This window comes from Bifidobacterium sp. SO1, from assembly GCF_018555335.1.
Lineage (GTDB): Bacteria > Actinomycetota > Actinomycetes > Actinomycetales > Bifidobacteriaceae > Bifidobacterium > Bifidobacterium simiiventris.
In genome coordinates this window covers 105,362-127,244 of record NZ_JAFEJR010000004.1, presented here as the reverse complement: position 1 = coordinate 127,244, position 21,883 = coordinate 105,362, and the positions used below count along the sequence as shown (strand labels likewise).

Here is a 21,883-nt window from a genome sequence, read left to right as displayed (position 1 = left end):
CTACCATAAGTCACGGTCAGGCGCCATGATCGACGATCCAGCCGGCGATCGCGTCCTTGACCGTCTGCGCGTACAGCTCCTGGCCCTGTGCGCCCGGGTGGATGCCGTCCGCGCCCAGCCATTCGGGATGCGCGCCAATGGCCGCGTTCCAGTCGGCCACGGTCACGTTGCCGGCGTGGGCGCTCGCATAGTCGAAGGTGGCCTGATTGGCGAGCGGGATCCACGAACGGTCGCCGTATGCGGTGACGAGCACGAACACATGACCGTCGCCTGCCGCGTTCACGATGGCATCCAGCTCCTCGGCGTTGGTTTCGGAGTTCGTGTTGAGCGAGATCACGACATACTTGCGCAACTGGCCCTGTGCCTTGAGCGTGGAGACGATGCCCGGGCCCTTGAGCACCGAGCGGGACACCTGAGCGTCGACGACCACGCCGGGCAGCAGCTTGCTTAAGGACGGCGACGCGCCGACCGTCACGGAATCGCCGATCACGGTCACGTTCTTGCCGTCGAGATGCTTCAACGCCTCCTGCTTGGCCTGTTCGCGCTTGCGGGCGGCCTCTTCGGCGCGCTTCTTTGCTTCGGCGGCGGCCTTCGCCGCGTCCGCATCACTTTGGCGTTTGTCGGCCTGCTGGTCAAGCACGCCCTGGTTCTGCTCAAGTTCCATTTGGATGCGCGACTTGGCGGGAGCGTCCTTGACGCCCATCAGGAAGCCGACGGCGGCCAGCATGACGACGACCACGGTGGCCGTCACCCGCTGCCATGAAGGGATGCCACGCACCGGGCGCAGCGAGGCCTGTTCCTGTTCGCTCATCGGGACGAACGCCGGCATATCACGATCCACATTGGACACGACCCGTACAGATGCCGTAGACGCAGCCTGCGCACCGACGCCGGACTTGTCCCGGCGAGTACGCAGCGCCGCGATCCACTCGGCGACCGGCCGCTCGACCATCCACCACGACAATGCCGCCATCAGTCCGCTGGCGACCAGCGTCAAGAGCCAGATCAGCCACATGCCGCGGCCGCGCCAAGCCGGCAGCAACAGTTGGATCAGCAGGAACAGCGGCCAATGCCACAGGTAGATGCCGTACGAATACTTGCCGAGCAACGCCAACGGACGCCACGTGAACAGGTCATTCATCCACGAATCGTCGACAATACTGCCGCCGATGACGATCACGGTCAGGATCGCCGCCGCGAACAGGCCGCCGCGGAACGCGGACGCATTCTGTCCGACGTGCATCATCAGCGTGAGCAGCGTCAGCAACGCGACCGTCGCCAGCCATGGGGCACCGGTGCGCGTCCATGATGCCGGGATCGCCACGGGCAACTTGCCCGCTCCGATCTTCGTCTCGGCCGGCTGCCCGTTAGCGGTCGCCGTTTCGAGACAGTGCACGAGCAACGCCAGGGCAAGTCCCATCAGCAGTCCGAAGCAATGCGTGTCCGTGCCGAAATACACGCGGGTCGGGTCGGTCTGCGGACGGTACAGCAACGCCATGCCCACGGCGGACAGCGCTGCCAGCACGACGATCGCCGACAGACGCGCCACGAACGAACGGAGTCGCTGCAACAGCATCACCAGCAACGGCATGATGATCGTGAACTGGGCCAGCAACGCAACGAACCACAGGTGGCGCAACAGTTGCGGCGACGTCGAGTCAAAATAGCTGCCGCCGGTGGCGATCTCGTACCAGTTCGACGCGAACAGCGCGGACGCGGCGCTCGTGCCGCCGATATGGACCAGCGTATCCCGGTCCACCAGCCAGCCGAGTCCCACCGACGCGGCGATCGTCAGTAGCATGGCCGGCCACAGACGGGCCAGCCGGCGCAGATAGAACCAGCCGAATGCGATCCGACCATCGCGGTCGAGTTCTCGCAGCAGGCTCGTGCCGAGCAGGAATCCGGAAACGGTGAAGAACATGTCGACGCCGACGAAGCCGCCGGGCAGCGTGCGCTGCGACAGGTGGTACCACATGATGCCGATGAGTGCGATGCCCTTGATGCCGTCCATGCAACGGTATCGGGCCGCGGAATGCTGTCTGGTCGATTGTGCTTGCGTTTCCATCACCCCGTCATGTTACGACGGGAGCGGACAGAAACGGGATGGTCGGCGTGGGATGATCGGGCACGCGCGAAATCGGGGTGTTCAAGGGGTGCTTTTGGCCGATTTGCAAGGCGGCGGGGCATCGCGAGCGTCCGCATGGCAAGCGTGTTTCCATTCCCCGGCGCGGTCATCTGGCCGGCGTAGACTGACAACTTACACAATATTCGCCCATCCAGATTCGTCAAAGGAGTGGTATGCAGGAACTCGAGGATCGCATCCGCAAGGAAGGAACCGTCAAGGAAGGCAACGTGCTGAAGGTGGACGCCTTTCTGAACCACCAGTGCGACGTGGCGCTCTACGATGCCATGGGCAAGGCGTGGGCCGAGCATTTCGCCGGCAAGCACATCACCAAGATCCTCACCATCGAGGCGTCCGGCATCGGCATGGCATGCGTGGCCGCGCGTCACTTCGGCAACGTGCCGGTCGTATTCGCCAAGAAGGCGCAGTCGATCAACCTCGACGGCGACCAGTACGTGACCACCGTGTACTCGTTCACCAAGCAGCGCGAGTTCCCGGTGATCGTCTCGCGCAAGTACCTCGGCCCCGAGGACCATGTGCTGCTCATCGACGATTTCCTTGCGAACGGCAAGGCGCTGCACGGCCTGATCGACATCTGTAAGCATGCCGGCGCGAGCGTCGAAGGCATCGGCATCGCCGTGGAGAAGGGCTTCCAGGGCGGCGGCGACCAGCTGCGCGAGGAAGGCTATGATGTGGATTCGCTCGCGATCGTCGAGTCGATGGACCCTGCGACCGGCGAGATCGAATTCCGTCACTGATTTCCAAGATCACTGATTTCCAAGAGAAGAACAACAAGAGAGGAACCCATTGTCTGAGAAGAAGCAATCCGAAGCCGTCTCGTTCGAGGCGCTGAGCAGCCTCGACGCGCCCGTCTCGTTCTGGAAGGGCATTCCGTTCGGCCTGCAGCATGTCATGGCCATGTTCGTGGCGAACCTCGCCCCGATCTTCATCGTCGCGTCCGCCGCGAAGATGGATGCCGTCCAGTCCGCGGCGATCATCCAGGCCGGTCTGCTGGTCGCGGGCCTGGGCACCTGCCTGCAGCTGTACGGCGCGTGGCTGATCGGCTCGAGGCTCCCGATGGTCACCGGTATCTCGTTCACCTATGTCGCGGCCGCATGCGCGATCGCAGCCGACAAGGGCTACGGCGCAGTCGTCGGCGCGGTGATCGTCGGCGGTCTGCTCGAACTCGTGCTGGGTCTGACGGCGAAGTACTGGCGCCGGTTCGTGCCGCCGATCGTCTCCGCGATCGTCGTCACGTCGATCGGCTTCTCGCTGCTCAACGTGGGCGCGACCTCGTTCGGCGGCGGTTCGGGCGCGAAGGACTTCGGTTCGTGGCAGAACCTCACGCTTGGTCTGATCTCCTTGGTCGCATGCCTCGCGTTCCAGCTGCTCATGAAGGGTACCGCCAAGCAGCTGTCCGTGCTGTTCGGCCTCGTCGTGGGCTATGTGGTCGCGATCTGCATGGGCAAGGTCGATTTCTCCGGATTCCAGAACCTGGCGATCGTCTCCCTGCCGCAGTTCATGCCGTTCAAGCCGACGTTCGATTGGGGTTCGATCATCTCGCTCGGCCTGCTCTACGTCGTTTCCTCGGTCGAGGTGCTCGGCGACACGGCCGCGCTGACCAAGGTTGGTCTGAACCGTCAGCCTACCGAACGTGAGACCGCGGGCGCGATCGCCGGCGACGGCCTGATCTCCTCCGTGTCCGGCCTGTTCGGCTGCCTGCCGCTGACTTCGTTCGCGCAGAACATCGGTCTGGTGGCCATGACCAAGGTCGTCAACCGCAAGGTGATCCTCTCCGGCGGACTCATCTTGGTCTTGGCGAGCTTCGTGCCGGCCATCGCCGAGGTGTTCAACTCGCTGCCGCAGGCCGTGCTCGGCGGCTGCACGATCATGATGTTCGGCAACATCATCCTTTCCGGCTTCCAGATGATCGCCGAGGCCGGCTTCTCGCAGCGCAACATCACGATCGCGGCGCTGAGCCTTACGATCGGTATCGGCTTCACGCAGGTGAGCGATATCTTCAGCCAGTTCCCGGCCCTGTTCCAGCAGATCTTCGCCTCGAACTGCATCGCCGTCGCCTTCGTTGTCGCCGTCATCCTCAACGCCGTCCTGCCGAGTGAGGAGCACTTCCTCGCCGCTCGCGGTGAGGAATAACAGGCACGGTCTCGCCGCTCGCGGTGAGGAATAACAGGCACGGTCTCGCCGCGAGCGGTGAGGAATAAACCGACAAAGCACCGGTCATAATCATCATTCCAAGGGTTCTCGCCAATTTCGACGGGAACCCTTTCCTGTATGTGAATTCTCCATGAACCGCCGTCCCAGCAGCCTAACCTGCGGCACAATGGTGTCAAGGAGGCTGGCCATGACCGACGACTACACCGCGAAGATGACCGAGCTGATCGACCTGATGCGTCTGATCGGCAACGACACCCAGCAATGCGAGGTCAAGGAGTGCAAACGCCGCATTTCATCGACCATCACCGACACGCTGTCCGCGTTCTCGAACGGCTCGGGCGGCTGGATCATTCTGGGATTGTCGGAAAAGGCCGGGTTCACGCCGGTCGAGGGGTTCAACGCGCGTGCCATGCAGGAGTCGCTCAGCCAGGCATGCGAGAAGATGACACCGGTGGTGCGTCCGACGATCGTAACGTGCCCGTTCGAGGGCACCAACCTCGTGTTCGCCCGCGTGGATGAGATGCTGCCGCGCGACAAACCCTGCTTCCTGACCGAACAAGGGCCGTACAACGGCTCGTACATCCGCACCGGCGACGGCGACCGGCATATGAATTCGTACGAGGTCGACCGGCTCATCGAGGAGCATCTGCAACCGACCTACGATCTGGATATCGTGCCGAACGCCACGATCGACGATCTCGATCCCACACTGGTGTCAGGATTGCTGGCACGGGTTCGCGAACAGCATCCGCACGTGTTCGCCGATCGCGCCGACGCCGATGCACTGCTCGACCTTCAGGTGATGCGCCACGACGATTCGGATCCGTCGACGGTCGGCGGCGTGCTGCGGCCGACGCTGGCCGGCCTGCTCGCGTTGGGACGTTACCCGCAGAAGTATTATCCGCGGCTCGGCATTTCGATCGCCGTGTTCCCGGGTATCAGCAGGGACGAGGTGTTCCGCGGCGACGAACGGCTGGTCGCCTCGAAATCGATCGTCGGACCGATCCCGGTGATGATCGACGATGCGGTGGAATCGCTGATGCATTGGATCGGCGCGAAGAAGCCCGACTATCCGCCCGTCGTGCTGCGCGAAGCGATCGCGAACGCGCTCACGCACCGCGACTACTCCCCCGATGCCCGCGGCACGCAGGTGCATGTCAGCGTGTTCACCGACCGCATCGAGATCGCCAATCCGGGCGGATTGTATGGCACCGTCACGCACGATGTGCTCACCGATCCCCATCCGGTATCGGGAACGCCGTTCCAGTCGACCCGTAACCAGTTCCTGTTCACATTGCTCGAATCGACCCCGTATCCGAACGGCGGATACGTGAACCCCGAGGGCGGCGACGGCTACCAGCGCATCGCCGCCGCACTGCGGGAGGCCGGCATCGAACCGGCGACCACGGTGAACACGATCAACACGTTCACCATGACGATCACCAAGCAGCGCACCGCACGGCTCGGCTCGCCCAGCGACATTTCCAAGGCGATCACCACGGTGCTGGAACGCCATTCGGCGATGAGCGTCAAGGAGATCATGCGCGAGCTGCAACTGACCCCGCTCGCCGCCACCGCCGGTCTGCGCGAACTGCTGCGCGAAGGCCGGGTCACCCCGGTGCGATTCCAGGATGACCCGGACCAGCGGTACCGGTTGAATATCGGTCACAACTCCTGACCGAACGGCCGACGCCGCAGGGGATGCGTCTTACGCTTCCGCGAGCTGCGTCGTCGCGGCGGCCGCATCCGTGGGCCGCATCCTGCGCACACGTCCCACGGCGAGCCCGATGCACACGAACGTCACCGCGTACAGGGCGATGATGCCGATCCCGCCCATCCAGCCGACGGCATCCGCACCGCCCGCGCCGACGCCGAGCGCCGCATCGATCGATGACGTGTACCACCAGCCGGGCGTCAGCCTGACGAACGGGATGATCGCGTCGGGCATCATGCTCACCGGGAACGCGATGCCCGACGTGAACAGGATGAGCAGCCCGAACACGTTGGCGAACCCGTTGGCGGCCGTGTCGGAAGCCCCGAATTCGCCGAGCATGAATCCGCAGGCCACGCACATGAGGCTGAACATGCACACCGAACCGAACGCCATGGCCACGCCGCCTGCTGGCAACGCGGCCGGATTCGCCCCGGCCGCCGCCGTCAGTCCCAGCGCGGCGATCAGATAGGCCATGCAGATCAGCAGTGCGAACACGCACAGCACGCCCATGCGCTTCAATCCGATCGACGCGCCGACCGGGGATGCCGTGAGTCTGCGCCGCAGTTCGCCGGCGCCGAACACGCGGGCCACAAGGCTCACGCATACGCTCAGCGTGAGGAACAGCGGGTAGAGCGCGGTCTTCATCGTGTCGCCGAATCCGGAGGCGACCGGATTGACCGCACCGGCGTCCCGTTCGTCCTGCGATTCGGTCTTCTCCACGGCGACCGGCCGGTTGACGTCCGCGTCGTGCGCGGTCTTCGCGGCGTTCCCGGCCGCGTCGCGCACATCGTTCATCGTCAGATCGGTCAGCGTGCCTTCCGGCAGCGTGTCGAAGTCGAACGTCGACGGGTCGATCGTGAGATTCGACCAGTCTCCGGCCGTTCCTGCATCCGGGCTTGCGGACGAACCGGCCTGCGCTCCCCCGCCGTTCATCGTGCCCGCCATGCGTTCATACCATGCTTTGAGTTCCGTCTGATCGACGTGCGCGTGCCCGCCGATCAACGCGACGCGGACCAGCGAAAGGAACCCGCTCACGTTCATGCCGCCGATCGTGCCGGCTCCCGACGTGTAGCTGGTGACCGTCTCGACTTGCGGCATGTCGCCGCCGGAACGTGCGGCCTTGAGGAACCGGTCGGCATAGCCGTCGGGGATGATGACGATGAGATCCGTCCAATTCGAGGCGACGGCCTGCTGCAGCGATTCGGAGTCGTCGTCCAGATCGACCAGCGTGGCGGATTCGGACAGATAGTCGCGCAGGGAGTCGGCGATGCCGCCGCGGTTCTCATCCCGGTCGACGACGGCGACGTTGACCTTGGCCGGCTCGTACGTGTCGGCCACAGGCCGGTTGGCGGCGGTGATCTGCGACCAGCTGAGCGTGAACATCATGACGCCCATGAGCACGAGATAGATGATGATGTACGTGCGGTGCGCGAGCAGGACGCGCACGGTGGCCTTACAGGTGTTCATAACGTTGCCTCCTGAGCATGATCACGCCGGCCGCGAGAAACACTGCGCTCATCGCGAGCAGGATGGTGCAGGTGCGGACGAACGGTTGGGTGCTGTCGTAATACATGAGCGAGTAGAACAGGTCGGTCACCTGTTGGGCGGGGTTGATGACGGCGAGGATCGGCGTCTTGCGTGCGATCATGTCGCTCAGGTCCATCGCGAATCCGCCGTACAGGCCGCTGAACAGCGACAGTCCGCATGCGATCGCGGTGGATATGCCCTGTTTGACACCGTCCGTGAGTTTGGGGATCGCGCCGATCATCGTGCCGAACGAGCAGGCCATGAACGAGGCGACGAGTACGGCCAGAACGGCCAATGGTTCGCGACCGCCGACCTCGATGCCGCACACGTAGCGGATGTAGGCGAGCGCGACGAGCAGGCACGCGCATGCGCACAGCCATCCGGCGAGGAATCCGGCGAGCAGCTGTCTGGCGCGGCCGAGCGGTGCGACGGTGCGGCGGATGCCGAGCGCGGAGAGGTTCGCCTGTGCGGTGGTGACCGTATGGATCATGTACGACATGGCGAGCAGACAGGCCATGCCCATGAGCGCGTAGTAGTATCTGGCCATCACGTCGGGTTTGAAATTGGTGAGCGAGATCTCCTTCGTGCCGTTCACGGACGAACCGATGCCGTTCCAGAACGTGCGCGTGAGGGCGGCGGTCGGGTTGTCCTTGAGCGCGGACTTCACGGTCGCGCTGGTGCGGTTGTATTGGTCGATCACGTTGTCGAGCGCGGCCAGGGAGACGTCGAGTCCCACGTCCTGCGTGCCGTTGTTGGCGGTGGCGACGGTGTCGGAACCGAGCGTGAGTTCGATGCGCCCGTCGTTGTCCGCGGCGATGATGCCGTCCGTCTTGCCTTGGGTCAGCAGGTCGCGCGCCTGCGATGCGGAATCGACGTTGGTGACGTCCAGCAGCCGTACGCCGATGTCGATGTCGCCGATCGTCTTGTCAGCGTTGTCACCGCTGGTCTTGCCGCCGTCGGATTGGCCGGCGAGCGCGTCGATCAGTGTGTCCGCGCCGAGCGTGTTCGTCCAGTTCGTGTCCTGGACGACGGCGACGGGCACCGGGGTGATGCTCATGGCCTTGTCGAGTCCGCCGAACACGCCGTTGAACATGGTCGACAGCGCGATCGGGAACACGATGAGCCAGAACAGGGAGCTCTTGTCGCGCAGGTTCGTTTTCAAGGTGACGATGAAGGTGCTCCACATAGCGTTCTCCTTTCCTTGGACTGAGTGACGGGGCATTCAGTCCCGCAGCGCCTTGCCGGTCAGTTCAAGGAACACATCGTTCAAGGTCGGCGGCCGGCTGGTCAGATGGCCGAGGTTCGCGCCCGCGCCGCGCAGCACGCCGATCAGGTCGACGAGGTTGTGGTCGCCGCGCCGGCATCGCACGGTCAGTTCGTGCCCGTCGTACGTCGCTTCGATCACGAAGGCGAGCGCGCGTACGGCCGCGAGCGCGTCGTCGCTCAGGTCGAACGTCTCGATGGTGATCCGCTCCCCCGTGTCGATCATGGCCTTCAATTCGTCGGCGGTGCCGAGCGCGAGGTGACGGCCGTGGTCCATGATGAGGATGCGGTCGCAGATCTGTTCGACCTCCTCCATGTAGTGGCTGGTGTAGATTACGGTCGCGCCGGCCTGGTTGAGCTTTTGGATGCCTTCGAGGATCGCGTTGCGGCTCTGCGGGTCGACGGCCACGGTCGGCTCGTCGAAGAAGATCAGGTCAGGCTTGTGCGCGATGCCGCAGGCGATGTTGAGTCGGCGCAGGAGGCCGCCGGAGAGTTTGCCGGGGCGGAACTTGCGGAACTCGTTGAGTCCGGCGAAGTCGATCGCCTCTTCGACGAGCGGCGCACGGTCGGCTTTCTTGGGCACGTACAGCGAGCAGAAGTAGTCGATGTTTTCGGCGACGGTCAGTTCGTTGAACACGGCGACGTTCTGCGGGACGATGCCGATGCGGCGTTTGAGCGCGTAGCTGGTCGGCGTCATCGGTTGGCCGAACACGCGGATGGTGCCGGCATCGTAGGTGAGCAGCGCGAGGATGCAGTTGATGGCGGTGGTCTTGCCGGAGCCGTTGGGGCCGAGCAGACCGAAGATCTCGCCTTGGCTCACATCGAGGTCGAAGTAGTCGAGCGCGACCATGTCGCCGTATCGTTTGACCAGTTGGCTGACGTGGACGGCCGGTGTGTTGTCGGTCATGTCCGCTCCTTTCCTTGGGGGTGGTTTCATCATCGCGCGTCGGCGGCGGTGACACCACAGTCATCCGTCACGACTTGGGCGCTCATCCGTGACATTTGTCACGGGTATGCCGGTTCCCGGGATGTTCACGTCGAATCCCGGGAACCGGCTACCATGGGGGCATGCTCATCTTGCTGGAAAAAGCGCTGCTTCTGGCCTGTTCGACGGCCATGGCGGCGGTCTCCGGCGTTAATGTGCTCTCGCTGATCGGCCTGTTGGCCGCAATCTCCCTGTCGTGCCTGACCGAATGGCTGATGGCGCGACGCGGCGCCATGGCGGCCGTGCCGGCGCTCGTCTTGATGACGGCGTCCTTGCTCGTGCCGGGCTGGTGCGTGTTCATGCCGACCGTCGCCTACGACTTGGCGCGTCTGCCGTCGATGCTGCATGATGCGCGTGCGGACCGGCTGATCAGATGGCTGCTGCCGGTGGCGCCGGTGGCCGTCGCGATGGTTCGGACGACCGCCGTCGCCGACCATCTGATATTGCTTGTGGCCGCGGCGGTCACCGTGATCGGCCTGATGCTGGGCTTGTCGCGTGCGACGGCGATGCGTCTTCGCCGATCGTTGCGGCACACGCAGGATCTTGCCCGTGACGGCAATCGCGCCAACCGCCGCCGCATGGCCGATGTCGCCGAGGAACGCGCCCAGTCGGTGCGTATGGCGACCTTGGGCGAACGTACGCGCATCGCCCGCGAGATCCATGACAATGTCGGCCATCTGCTCACCCGCGCGATCATGCAGGCGCAGGCCGGCAAGGCGGTGGCCGATGCGACGGGAGACGCGGTCGCCTCGCAAGGATTCGGCGCATTGCACGGCACGTTGGATGAGGCGATGACGATGGTGCGTCGCTCCGTGCATGATCTGGAGGATGACGGCACGGATTTCGTCGCGCAGATCGCGGACGCGGCGCACTCGTTCGGCGAGACGTCCGCCGGATTCACGGCGACCCTGTCGAACGAAATCACGGATGCTCCGGCGCCGGTGACACGCTGTTTCGCCGCGGTGATCCGCGAGTCACTGTCAAACGTGGCGCGGCACAGCGACGCGGCATCCGCGACGGTCACGCTGCGTGATTTTCCGGCGATCTGGCAGCTGGTCGTCGAAGATCCGGGGCCGGCGAAGCCTGAGTCCACCCGTCATGCCGAGTCCGACCCCGAGGCGATGCGCGGCATGGGGCTGGCCGATATCGACGCCCGTGTGCGTGCGCTTGACGGCACGGCGTCGTGCGGCCCGTATCATGACGGGTGGCGTGTGTTCGTCACGATTCCCAAACGGCGCTGGACGTACCATGATGCTGACGGCAAACATGACGGGATCGTTGACGGAAGCGCATCAAGGAGCTGACATGAAAACGGCGATTGTGGACGACGATCCGATCGTATGCCAGTCATTGGCGACGATCCTGACGGCGACGCATGTGTCGGATGTACTGTGGACGGCGAACGACGGCGATGCTGCGGTGACGGAGTATTTCCGCTCGCCGTCGAGCCGGCCGGACGTGCTGCTCATCGACGTGCAGATGCCCGGCAAGGACGGGCTGACGGCGGCCCGGGAGATTCTCGCGAAGGACCCGGCCGCGAAGATCCTGTTCCTGACCACGTTCGCGGACAAGTCGTATATCACGCAGGCGGTGGCGTTGGGCGCGCGCGGCTATCTCATCAAGCAGGATGTCGCGTCGGTCGGACCGGCGTTGCAGGCGGTGATGGCCGGGCAGATCGTGCTCGGCGCCGAAGTGCTCGGCAAACTGTCCGAATCGGAATCCCCTGCCCAGGCCGATCATGCGGCCGACCGTGAGGCGTTCTCCATGCTGCCCGACCGCGATCTCGACATCGTCGCGCTGGTCGCCGAGGGACTCGACAACCGTGACATCGCCGCCAGACTGTTCCTGAGCGAGGGCACGGTGCGCAACCGCATCAGCGGCATCCTTGACAAGCTGGGACTGACGAACCGCACGCAGCTTGCGATCATGTGGATCAACGCCCACCGCTGATCGTCTCCTCGGTTTGTGACGCAGCCCTGTCATTTCGAGCGAGGCAAAGCCGAGTCAAGCAATTTTTCGAAGCCCTCGGCCGGCCGGAGAGGCCACCGTCAGCTATTCTTCATGACGATGCTGTCGATGGCGTCGGCCACGTGCTCGCAGTCGTCGGCGCACTGTTCGAGGTGACGATACACGTCATGCCACGCGTACACCTGCATCGGATCATCGCAGGTGGTGTGCAAGATGCGCATCGCCTCGATGAACACATGATCGGCGTCGGTTTCGATGGTGTTGATGTCGAACACAAGTTCGCGCAGCGTCTTGGAACGCTTGAACTGCGGCAGCTGAGCGACAAGCTCCGCGATCCGCTCGCAGGCGCGCACGACCATGTCGGCCAGCTCGAGCGCGTCCTCGCGCATCACGGTCACGTTGTCGTAGTACATGCGGTCGAGCACGCCTTCGATGCTGTCGGTGACGTTGTCGAGGATGTGGCTCAGTTCGGCGATGTCCTCGCGGTCGAACGGCGTGATGAATGCGGTCACCAGTTCGTCGAGCATCCGGTGGCGCACCTCGTCGGCGGCCTGCTCGATGCGGTGCATGTCATCCATACGTGTCCGCAGCTGCGTCGGGTCGAACGTGTGCATGACGTCGCTCAGCAGATGCGCGGCCTGACAGGCGTAGTCGGCGCTCTGCTTGAAGCCGTCGAAATAGAACGAGTCGTTTTTCCTTGCCATTGGGGTTTCCTCCTGAACCTACTCAGATAACGGCGGTCTAGAACACGAACATGAACAGTTTGGCCATGACGAAGCTGATAATGCCGCAGCCGGGGAACGTGAACACCCAGGTGAGCATCATGTCGCGCACCACGCCGAAGTTGATGGCCGACAGGCGGCGGACCGCGCCGACGCCCATGATGGCGCTGGTCTTGGTGTGCGTGGTGGAGACGGGAATGCCGAGCACGGTCATGAGCAGCAGGCACAGCGCGCTCGACAGGTCGGCGGAAAAGCCCTGGTACTTTTCGAGACGGACCATGTCCTGCCCGACGGATTTGATGATCTTCTCGCCACCGACCGATGTGCCGACGCCCATGATGGTGCTGCACAGGATCATGAGCCATACGGGGATCACCACTCCGGCCACGCTCGGCTGGCCGTTGCAGAACGCCATGCCGAGGAAGAGCACGCCAATGAACTTCTGACCGTCCTGCGCGCCATGCATGAAGCTCATCGCGGCCGCGCCGACGATCTGCGCGTAGGTGAAGAACCCGTTGGTGCGGCGGCGGTCGAGTCCGGCGCAGATCAGGGTGACGGCCTTGCATACGATCCATCCCATGCCGAAGCCGATGACGAGGCTGGCCACGAGGCCGTAGAGCACCTTGACCCATTCGCCCATGTTGATGCCACCCATGCCGCCCTGGATGGCGATAGCCGCACCGGACAGGCCGGCGATGAGGCTGTGGCTTTCCGACGTGGGGATGCCGAGCATGGATGCGCCGACGCTGTAGATGACGATGGAGAACAGCGCCGCGCATAACGCGATGAGCGCGGCGTGCGTGTCGCCGCCGAAGTCGACCATGTTGGAGATGGTGGATGCGACCGATGCGTTGAGCTGCGTCATGAGGAACACGCCGAGGAAGTTGAGCACGGCGGCCATGATGACGGCCGAGCGCACACGCATACACCGGGTGGTCACGCAGGTCGCGATGGCGTTGGGAGCATCGGTCCATCCGTTGACGAAGATGACGCCGAGCGTTAGCAACGTTGTCACGGCCAGTGCAGGGTTGGAAAGCACCTGTTGGACGAAATACGACAGGGACACATCCACGGGGAATCGGTCCTTCTTCTTCGAGGGGCGGGAATCGAACAGTCCGATTGTATACGATACGTGGCTACGTAGTCACATCATTCGTGTCGTGTTGTTCCTTGTTACTTCCTCAACAGGGCCATGAAATATAAAAACGCTCCCCGAGGTTTCCCTCGGGGAGCGTTGCTCCCTTATGACCTAGCGATCAGGCTATCGTCACTCGTTGTCGCCGGCGGTGGCGGCGGTGGCGGTGATGGCGCCCTTCTCCTCGGTGTTCAGGCCGGAGTACACCCAGTCGGTGTAGTCCGGGTGATCGTAGCCGTTGTCGACCGCGAACTGGAAGGCTTCCTGACGGAAGGCCTCGAGCTCGGCGATCTTGTCGGCGTACTTGTCGGCGTCGATCATGCGCAGGGCCTCAGCGGTCAGCTCGTAACGATCGATGCGGTTCACGCGAACCATGTCGTACGGCGTGGTGGTGGAGCCTTCCTCCTCGTAGCCGTGGACATTGAAGTTGTCGTGGTTCGGACGATCGTAGATCAGGCCGCGCACGTCGTGAGCGTAGGAGTGGTACGCGAACAGCACCGGCTTGTCGGCGGTGAAGATGTCGGCGAACTCCTCGTCGGTCAGGGCCTCGTCGTTCTCCTTGGCGGACTGCAGGGAGAGCAGATCAGCCACGTTGACGACCTTGAACTTGATGCCCAGTTCCTTCAGCTTGTCGGAGGCGGCCATGATCTCCTGAGTCGGGACATCGCCGGCGGCGGCAAGCACGACCTCGGCCTCATCGTTGGTCTTCGCGGTGGAAGCCCAATCCCAAGCGGCGGCACCCTTCTCGAGCTCGGCGCGAGCCTCGTCGAGGGTCAGCCAGGTGGCGGCCGGCTGCTTGCCGGCGATGATGGCGTTGATCTTGTTGGTGGACTTGTAGCACTTCTCGGCGATGGCCAGCAGCATGTTCGCGTCGGTCGCGAAGTAGATGCCGATGACGTGGTCGTTGTGGAAGCACTTGTTCAGCAGGACGGAGGTGACGCCCGGGTCCTGGTGCGAGAAGCCGTTGTGATCCTGACGCCACACGTGCGAGGAGACCAGCAGGTTCATGGAGGCGATCGGCTTGCGCCACGGGATCTCGCGGACGGTAGCCTCAAGCCACTTGGCGTGCTGGTTGAGCATGGAGTCGATCACGTGCACGAAGGACTCGTAGGAGCTCCAGATGCCGTGACGGCCGGTGAGCAGGTAGGCCTCGAGGAAGCCTTCCATCTGGTGCTCGGACAGCTGCTCGACAACCTGGCCGGAGACGTGCATGTGCTCGTCGACCTCGTCGGAGATGTAGCCGGCATCCCACTGCTTGTTGGTGACCTCGTAGGAGGCCTGCAGACGGTTGGAAGCGGTCTCATCCGGTCCGAAGATACGGAAGTCGTGCATGTTGCGGGCGATGATGTCGCGGGTGTAGGCGCCGAGGGTACGGGTGGCCTCGAGCTGGCCCCAGCCGTGGCCGTACTTCTTGACTTCCTTGACCTCGTAGTCCTCGAGGTTCGGCAGATCCAGATCCTTGCGGATCACGCCGCCGTTGGCGTTCGGGTTGGCACCGATACGCAGCTCGCCCTTCGGCATGAAGGCGGTGACGTCTTCCTTCACGGCGCCGTTCTCGTCGAACAGCTCCTCCGGCTTGTAGGACTCGAGCCAGTTCTTGAGGACCTCGAAGTGAGCCTCGGTATCGCGGGCGGAAGCCAGCGGCACCTGGTGCGAACGCCAGGAGCCCTCGGTCTTCTTGCCGTCGATGTACTTCGGGCAGGTCCAGCCCTTCGGGGTGCGGAAGATGAGCATCGGGTAGAACGGACGATGCACATTGTCGGTCTGGGCGGTCGCCTTGATGTCGCAGATCTCGTCCCAGATGGTCTCCCACAGCTCGGCGAAGCGGCGATGGATGGACATGTGGTCCTCATCGTCGAAGCCGGCGACGAACTCGTACGGCTCGTAGCCCATGCCGTGGAAGAACTCGTGGAGCTCTTCGTCGGAGATACGCGACAGGATGGTCGGGTTGGCGATCTTGTAGCCGTTGAGGTGCAGGATCGGCAGCACGATACCGTCGGTGCGCGGGTTCACGAGCTTGTTGGACTGCCAACCGGTGGCCAGCGGGCCGGTCTCGGCCTCACCGTCGCCGACGATGGCCGGCACGAACAGGGACGGGTTGTCCATGATGGCGCCGTAAGCGTGGGACAGAGCGTAACCCAGCTCGCCACCCTCGTGGATGGAGCCCGGGGTCTCCGGAGCGAAGTGGGACGGGATGCCGCCCGGGTAGGAGAACTGACGGAAGAACTTCTGCAGACCAGCCTCGTCCTTGGTGATCTTCGGGAAGGTCTCGGTGTAGGTGCCGTCCAGGTAGGACTGGGAGGTACCGGCCGGGCCGCCGTGGCCCGGGCCCATGATGATCACGGTGTTCTGGCCGTGGTCGGCGATGAAGCGGTTGATGTGGCCGATGAGGAAGTTCAGGCCCGGAGTGGTGCCCCAGTGGCCAACCAGACGGTGCTTGACGTCTTCACGGGTGAACGGCGCCTTCATCAGCGGGTTGGAACGCAGATAGATCTGGCCGATGGAAAGGTAGTTGGCGGCGCGCCAGTACTTGTCAACGCCTTCGAGGGCTTCCTCGGAAACCGGAGCGTTGAGCTTCTTCCAAGGGGTGCCAATAACAGGACTCGTCATATGTACTCCTGTACTCCTGCACTGTGTTGTGCGATTGATTGTTATCGGTAGGTCATGGGCCGTGCCGAACCTTGCGATTTAGCCGTGCTCAATCCCAATCACTTGGCATCATACGATCGAAGCCCGACTTTTGGCCGTTTTTTTGCATGTGTGTTCGTAATTGTTATGGAAATTTTCTCTTTTGTTTGCTTTTCATGGTCGTTTTGTGAACACGCAGTTCACTCTATCGTAACCCAAAAACGGCTCCATTTCGCGTAAAACCGGCATCTCGAACCGTTTCGCCGCGTTCGTTTCTCCCGATAGACACGCGCGTGTTGTTCAACTGAACATAACGCGATGTCACATTGCGGTCATCTACTTGACCAGCGTGGCGATACGGCCCAATGTCGCCTTGCGCCGCCACAATGGATCTGTTATCCGTCCGTCAGTCATCTCGTTATATAAGGGAGAATTATGGCAACAGGTCCTGTGCTCGTCGTCGACTTCGGAGCCCAGTACGCCCAGCTCATCGCGCGCCGCGTGCGCGAGGCCGGCGTGTACTCCGAACTCGTGCCCCATTCCATGCCCGCGGACGAGATCCTCGCCAAGGATCCCAAGGCCATCATCCTGTCCGGCGGCCCGGCCTCCGTCTTCGAGCCGGGCGCCCCGCGCGTCGACACGAAGCTGTTCGACGCCGGCGTCCCCGTGCTCGGCATCTGCTACGGCTTCCAGGCGATGGCCTACGCGCTCGGCGCCGACGTCGACAAGGCCGCGCTCGGCGAATACGGCAAGACCGAAACCACGATCGACCACGCGGACGGCATCCTCGCCGGTTCCCCGGCCGAACAGAACACGTGGATGAGCCACGGCGTCGCCGTCAAGACCGCGCCGGCCGGCTTCGAGGTCCTCGCCCACACCGAAGGCGCTCCCGTCGCCGCCATGCAGGACGAATCCCGCAAGCTCTACGGCGTGCAGTGGCACCCCGAGGTCAAGCACACCCCGATGGGCCAGCAGCTCATCGAAACCTTCCTGCACCAGTGCGCCGGCCTGCCCAACGACTGGGACGCCTCCAGCATCATCGAAGACCAGGTCAAGAAGATCCGCGAACAGGTCGGCGACGCCGAAGTGATCTGCGGCCTGTCCGGCGGCGTCGACTCCGCCGTCGCCGCGGCCCTCGTGCACAAGGCCGTCGGCGACCAGCTCACCTGTGTGTTCGTCGACCACGGCCTGCTCAGGAAGGGCGAAGTCGAGCAGGTCAAGCACGACTTCGTCGCCGCCACCGGCATCCGCCTGATCACCGTCGACGCGGCCGACGACTTCCTCACCGCCTTGAAGGGCGTCTCCGAACCGGAGAAGAAGCGCAAGATCATCGGCGAGAAGTTCATCCGCACCTTCGAAAAGGCCCAGCGCCAGGTCCTCGAAGAGGCTGGCGCACGCGGCAAGGAAGTCAAGTTCCTCGTGCAGGGCACGCTGTATCCGGACGTCGTCGAATCCGGCGGCGGCGACGGCGCGGCCAACATCAAGAGCCACCACAACGTCGGAGGACTCCCCAAGGATCTCAAGTTCCAGCTCGTCGAACCGCTGCGCACCCTGTTCAAGGACGAGGTGCGCGCCATCGGCACCGAGCTCGGTCTGCCCGACGAGATCGTCTGGCGCCAGCCGTTCCCCGGCCCGGGCCTCGGCATCCGCATCATCGGCGAAATCACCAAGGAACGCCTCGACCTGCTGCGCGAAGCCGACGCCATCGCCCGCGAGGAGCTTACCAAGGCCGGTCTCGACCGCGACATCTGGCAGTGCCCCGTCGTGCTCCTCGCCGACGTCCACTCCGTCGGCGTCCAGGGCGACGAGCGTACCTACGGTTCCCCCATCGTCCTGCGTCCCGTCTCCTCCGAAGACGCCATGACCGCCGACTGGTCGCGCCTGCCCTACGACGTCCTCGCCACGATCTCCACGCGCATCACCAACGAATGCCGCCAGATCAACCGCGTCGTGCTGGACTGCACCTCGAAGCCCCCGGCAACCATCGAATGGGAATAATTGAACAACGGAGCGTCCTCGTCGTTGCTCCTCGGTCGGCGTACTGAGTACGCTCTCCCTCGGTGCGCCTAGAGGCCGCACACGTTGTTCAATTATTCCTTCGGAATCCTTCACCAGATGGTCCTTGCCGGTTGAAGGAACTAACAGGCGGGTCGGAATCATGACGGTTCCGACCCGCTTTTGTATGTCGCGGCCGGAGCGGTTTTCCGGTATAATCCTTGCGTTTACGACGACGTTCGAAAAGGATGGACGCCCATGCGACAGGGATTCGACAACGACAAATACATCGCGCTGCAGGCCGACAACATCAAAAAGCGCATCGCGCAGTTCGGCGGCAAGCTGTATCTGGAATTCGGCGGCAAGCTGTTCGACGACTACCATGCCTCGCGCGTATTGCCCGGATTCCAGCCGGACACCAAATTCCGCATGCTCGACAGCATGAAGCAGGACGTGGAGATCGTCATCGCGATCAACGCCAACCACATCGAAAAGGCCAAGATGCGCGGCGATCTCGGCATCACCTACGACGAGGACGTGCTGCGCCTGATCGACGTGTTCCACTCACGCGGCTTCCACGTCGGCTCGGTCGTGCTCACGCAATACGCGAATCAGCCGGCCGCCGACGTCTACCGCCGCCGTCTCGCCCAGCTCGGCGTCACCTGCCACCTGCACTACCCCATCGCCGGCTACCCGCACGACATCGAACACATCGTGTCGGCGGAAGGCTACGGCCGCAACGACTACATCGAAACCAGCCGCCCGCTCGTCGTCGTTACCGCACCTGGCCCCGGCTCCGGCAAGCTCGCCACCTGTCTGTCGCAGCTCTACCACGAGCATCAGCGCGGCATCACGGCCGGCTACGCGAAATACGAGACGTTCCCGATCTGGAACCTGCCGCTCAACCATCCGGTCAACATCGCGTACGAGGCGGCGACCGTCGATCTGGACGACGCGAACATCATCGACCCATTTCATCTCGAGGCATACGGCAAGACGACGGTCAACTACAACCGCGACGTCGAGGCGTTCCCCGTCCTCAAGGCCATGATGGAGCGGATCATGGGCGAAAGCCCGTACCAGAGCCCCACCGACATGGGCGTGAACATGGCCGGCTACGCGATCTCGGACGATGACGCGTGCCGCGAAGCCGCGAAGATGGAGATCGTGCGGCGCTATTTCACCGCCGCCGAACAACTCAGGCGCACTGGCACCGGCGAGGAACAGGTCGAACGGCTGCGTTCGATCATGCAGCGTGCCGGCGTGGACGAGAACCTGTCGCCGGCGCGTGCGGCCGCATTGCGCAAGGAGGAGCTGACCGGCGCTCCGGCCGGCGCGATGGTGCTGCCCGACGGCCGCGTGGTCACCGGCAAGACCGGCGTGCTCATGGGAGCGGCCAGCGCGCTGCTCATGAACGCGCTCAAGGCCGTGACCGGCGTGGACGCGGAACTGCCGGTGATCGACGACAACACGATCGAACCGATCTGCCGGCTCAAGACCGAGCACCTCAACAGCACGAACCGCCGTCTGCACTCCGACGAAACGCTCATCGCGCTATCGATCACCAGCTCAGTCAGCCCGCTCGCCGCGAAGGTGATCGCCGGACTGGAACAGCTGCGCGGCTGCGACGCGTTCTTCTCGGTCATCCTCTCCCCGACCGACGAGGCGCTGTACCGCAAGCTCGGCATCAACGTGTGCTGCGAGCCGAAGTACGAGCGCGTAAGCCTCTACCACAAGTAATCACGTGCTCTGACGACGGAGCTTTGCCCCGCAAGTGTGACGCAGGTCACATTGCGGGGCAAACCGTATCCGCGGTGACCGAGTACTAGAATGAACGGTAAGTGTGAACAGCGTGGTCACACGGCAGCATCATTCCCAAGCAAGGAGTTTCACTGTGGCAGTCACCAACATCTACATCGCCTCTCCCGAAGGGGCCAACGGCCGCAACGTCGTCGCATACGGCGTGCTCAAGGCGTTGACCACCAAGTACAAGACCGCGGTGTTCCGTCCTGCCGTGTCCAACCACGACCATTTCACTCCGATCCTGCTGAACGCATCGAACGCCGGCCTCGGCGTGGCGCTGTCCTCCGGACTCGACATCCACAAGGTGCGCCGCGACAAGGAGGCGTCGCGCGGCGACATCGTCGCGGCGTTCGACGATGCGATGAGCGTCTCGCGCGCCGACGCGGCGCTGATCGTCGGCACCGACAAATCGCACGTCAACGATCCGACCGCCTACGAGTTCAACGCGAACATCGCCGCCGACCTGCAGGCCGGCGTCTTCCTCGCCGTATGCACGATCGACCGCTGGCCCGATGAGCTGCGCGAGACCGTGCAGCTGTCGATCGAAGGCATGGAGGCAGCCGGCAACAAGGTGCTCGGCATCTTCGTGACCGGTTGCGACCCGCGCCATTCGGTGTTCGTCAAGAACACGCTCGCCGAGTTCGGCCTGCCCGTGTGGACCATCCCGCAGACCCCGTTCACCGAGGCATCGCAGGCGGACGCCGCGCTCAAGGCGTTCCAGGACAACGTGCCGACCGAAGAGGTGCTCAAAGCGCTCGACGTCGACATCGATTTCCCCGTCACCTCGTACGCGTTCCAGCACAGCCTGCTCGGCCGCGCGAAAGTCAACAAGAAGACGATCGTGCTGCCCGAGGGCGAGGAGGACCGCATCCTCAAGGCGGCCGACTACCTGCTCGAACGCGAGGTCGCGAACCTCATCATCGTGGGCGAACGCGACGCGATTCTCGCCCGCGGGGCCGAGCTCGGGCTGCATTCGCTCGACAAGGCGCGCTTCCAGTCGATGAACGACGAGAACATCGTCAAGCCGATGGTCGCCAAGCTGTGCGAGCTGCGCGCCAAGAAGGGCATGACCGAGGATCAGGCGCGCCAGCAGCTCAAGGACGCGAGCTACTTCGGCACGATGCTCGTCGTGCTCGGCTACGCGGACGGCCTCGTCTCCGGTTCGGTCAATTCGACCGCGAACACCGTGCGTCCGGCCCTGCAGGTCATCAAGACCAAGCCCGGCCAGTCGCTCGTCTCCGGCTCGTTCCTCATGTGCTTCAAGGACCATGTGGCCGTCTTCGCCGACTGTGCGATCAACTTGAACCCGACCGCCGAACAGCTGGCCGACATCGCCATCCAGTCCGCCGAGACCGCGAAGGCGTTCGGCATCGAGCCGAAGGTCGGCATGCTCTCCTACTCCACGCTCGGATCAGGCAAGGGACCGGACGTTGACGTCGTCGAGGAGGCCACCCGCATCGTCAAGGAGAAGGCGCCGGATCTGCCGGTCGTCGGCTCCATCCAGTTCGACGCCGCATGGTCGCCGACCGTGGCCGCCACCAAGGCCAAGGGCAACGACGTCGCCGGCCACGTGAACGTGTTCGTGTTCCCCGACCTGTGCGCCGGCAACATCGGATACAAGGCCGTGCAGCGCTCCTCCGGGGCGCTCGCCATCGGCCCGGTGCTGCAGGGCCTCAACAAGCCGGTCAACGACCTGTCGCGCGGCGCGCTCGTGCAGGACATCATCAACACGATCGCCCTCACCGCCATCGAAGCCCAACAGTGATGCTGCCACGTCGTTTGTAGCAAGCAACGAGTAATCTGAAGATTTGGAAAGCCGCGTTTTCGCGGCACGGCAAACAATATG

General features: G+C 63.7%; 15 protein-coding genes. 8 read left to right on the top strand and 7 right to left on the bottom strand.

The genetic code is table 11. The annotated features are described in order from the left end of the window. Positions 1-16: 16 nt before the first annotated feature. Complete coding sequence (locus JS541_RS05510) at positions 17-2,065, bottom strand: acyltransferase family protein (protein WP_236036806.1); 2,049 nt, start codon at positions 2,063-2,065, stop codon at positions 17-19. 233 nt (positions 2,066-2,298) lie between these two features. Between JS541_RS05510 and JS541_RS05505 the strand changes: the two genes are divergently transcribed. From JS541_RS05505 to JS541_RS05495, 3 genes are all read left to right on the top strand, one after another. Continuing rightward, positions 2,299-2,880 carry a xanthine phosphoribosyltransferase gene (locus tag JS541_RS05505; RefSeq protein WP_214373479.1) on the top strand — a complete coding sequence of 194 codons (582 nt, stop codon included), beginning with the start codon at positions 2,299-2,301 and terminating at the stop codon, positions 2,878-2,880. 49 nt (positions 2,881-2,929) lie between these two features. After that, on the top strand, positions 2,930-4,276 hold the full coding sequence (locus JS541_RS05500; RefSeq protein ID WP_214373478.1) for a nucleobase:cation symporter-2 family protein: 1,347 nt from the start codon (positions 2,930-2,932) through the stop codon (positions 4,274-4,276). A 208-nt stretch (positions 4,277-4,484) separates the two neighbouring features. Then, entirely contained in the window at positions 4,485-5,975 is a 1,491-nt protein-coding gene (locus JS541_RS05495) for an ATP-binding protein (protein WP_214373477.1), read from the top strand. A gap of 30 nt (positions 5,976-6,005) precedes the next feature. On the opposite strand, the gene JS541_RS05490 is transcribed toward JS541_RS05495, so the two are convergent. Genes JS541_RS05490 through JS541_RS05480 form a run of 3 tightly spaced genes read right to left on the bottom strand, consistent with a single transcriptional unit; the run spans position 6,006 to position 9,708 of the window. Beyond that, positions 6,006-7,478 carry an ABC transporter permease gene (locus tag JS541_RS05490; RefSeq protein ID WP_214373476.1) on the bottom strand — a complete coding sequence of 491 codons (1,473 nt, stop codon included), beginning with the start codon at positions 7,476-7,478 and terminating at the stop codon, positions 6,006-6,008. Further along, positions 7,465-8,724 (bottom strand): ABC transporter permease, encoded by a 1,260-nt coding sequence (locus JS541_RS05485; RefSeq protein WP_214373475.1) that lies wholly within the window; start codon positions 8,722-8,724, stop codon positions 7,465-7,467. The genes JS541_RS05490 and JS541_RS05485 overlap by 14 nt, the downstream gene beginning before the upstream one ends. 36 nt (positions 8,725-8,760) lie before the next feature. Beyond that, positions 8,761-9,708 carry an ABC transporter ATP-binding protein gene (locus JS541_RS05480; RefSeq protein ID WP_240539254.1) on the bottom strand — a complete coding sequence of 316 codons (948 nt, stop codon included), beginning with the start codon at positions 9,706-9,708 and terminating at the stop codon, positions 8,761-8,763. A 161-nt stretch (positions 9,709-9,869) separates the two neighbouring features. Between JS541_RS05480 and JS541_RS05475 the strand changes: the two genes are divergently transcribed. Both JS541_RS05475 and JS541_RS05470 read left to right on the top strand, forming a co-directional pair. Continuing rightward, a complete protein-coding gene (locus tag JS541_RS05475; RefSeq protein ID WP_214373473.1) occupies positions 9,870-11,090 on the top strand; it encodes a histidine kinase in 1,221 nt (406 codons plus the stop codon). Position 11,091: 1 nt separating this feature from the next. Further along, positions 11,092-11,736, top strand: coding sequence for a response regulator transcription factor (locus JS541_RS05470; RefSeq protein ID WP_214373472.1), 645 nt, complete (start codon positions 11,092-11,094; stop codon positions 11,734-11,736). Positions 11,737-11,834: 98 nt separating this feature from the next. Here JS541_RS05470 and JS541_RS05465 read toward each other — a convergent pair whose 3' ends face one another. The 3 genes from JS541_RS05465 to JS541_RS05455 form a co-directional block, all read right to left on the bottom strand. Beyond that, positions 11,835-12,458 (bottom strand): DUF47 family protein, encoded by a 624-nt coding sequence (locus JS541_RS05465; protein WP_214373471.1) that lies wholly within the window; start codon positions 12,456-12,458, stop codon positions 11,835-11,837. A gap of 37 nt (positions 12,459-12,495) precedes the next feature. Then, positions 12,496-13,548: an inorganic phosphate transporter gene (locus JS541_RS05460; protein ID WP_214373470.1), complete on the bottom strand. Its 1,053-nt coding sequence runs from the start codon at positions 13,546-13,548 to the stop codon at positions 12,496-12,498. Between the two features lie 195 nt (positions 13,549-13,743). Then, entirely contained in the window at positions 13,744-16,221 is a 2,478-nt protein-coding gene (locus JS541_RS05455; RefSeq protein WP_163230528.1) for a phosphoketolase, read from the bottom strand. Positions 16,222-16,674: 453 nt separating this feature from the next. Between JS541_RS05455 and guaA the strand changes: the two genes are divergently transcribed. The 3 genes from guaA to pta all read left to right on the top strand — a co-directional run bounded on the left by guaA (position 16,675) and on the right by pta (position 21,802). After that, positions 16,675-18,237, top strand: coding sequence for a glutamine-hydrolyzing GMP synthase (guaA, locus tag JS541_RS05450; protein WP_214373469.1), 1,563 nt, complete (start codon positions 16,675-16,677; stop codon positions 18,235-18,237). Between the two features lie 255 nt (positions 18,238-18,492). Beyond that, on the top strand, positions 18,493-19,974 hold the full coding sequence (locus JS541_RS05445; protein WP_214373468.1) for a DUF1846 domain-containing protein: 1,482 nt from the start codon (positions 18,493-18,495) through the stop codon (positions 19,972-19,974). A gap of 154 nt (positions 19,975-20,128) precedes the next feature. Further along, positions 20,129-21,802, top strand: coding sequence for a phosphate acetyltransferase (pta, locus tag JS541_RS05440; RefSeq protein ID WP_214373467.1), 1,674 nt, complete (start codon positions 20,129-20,131; stop codon positions 21,800-21,802). Positions 21,803-21,883 lie beyond the last annotated feature (81 nt).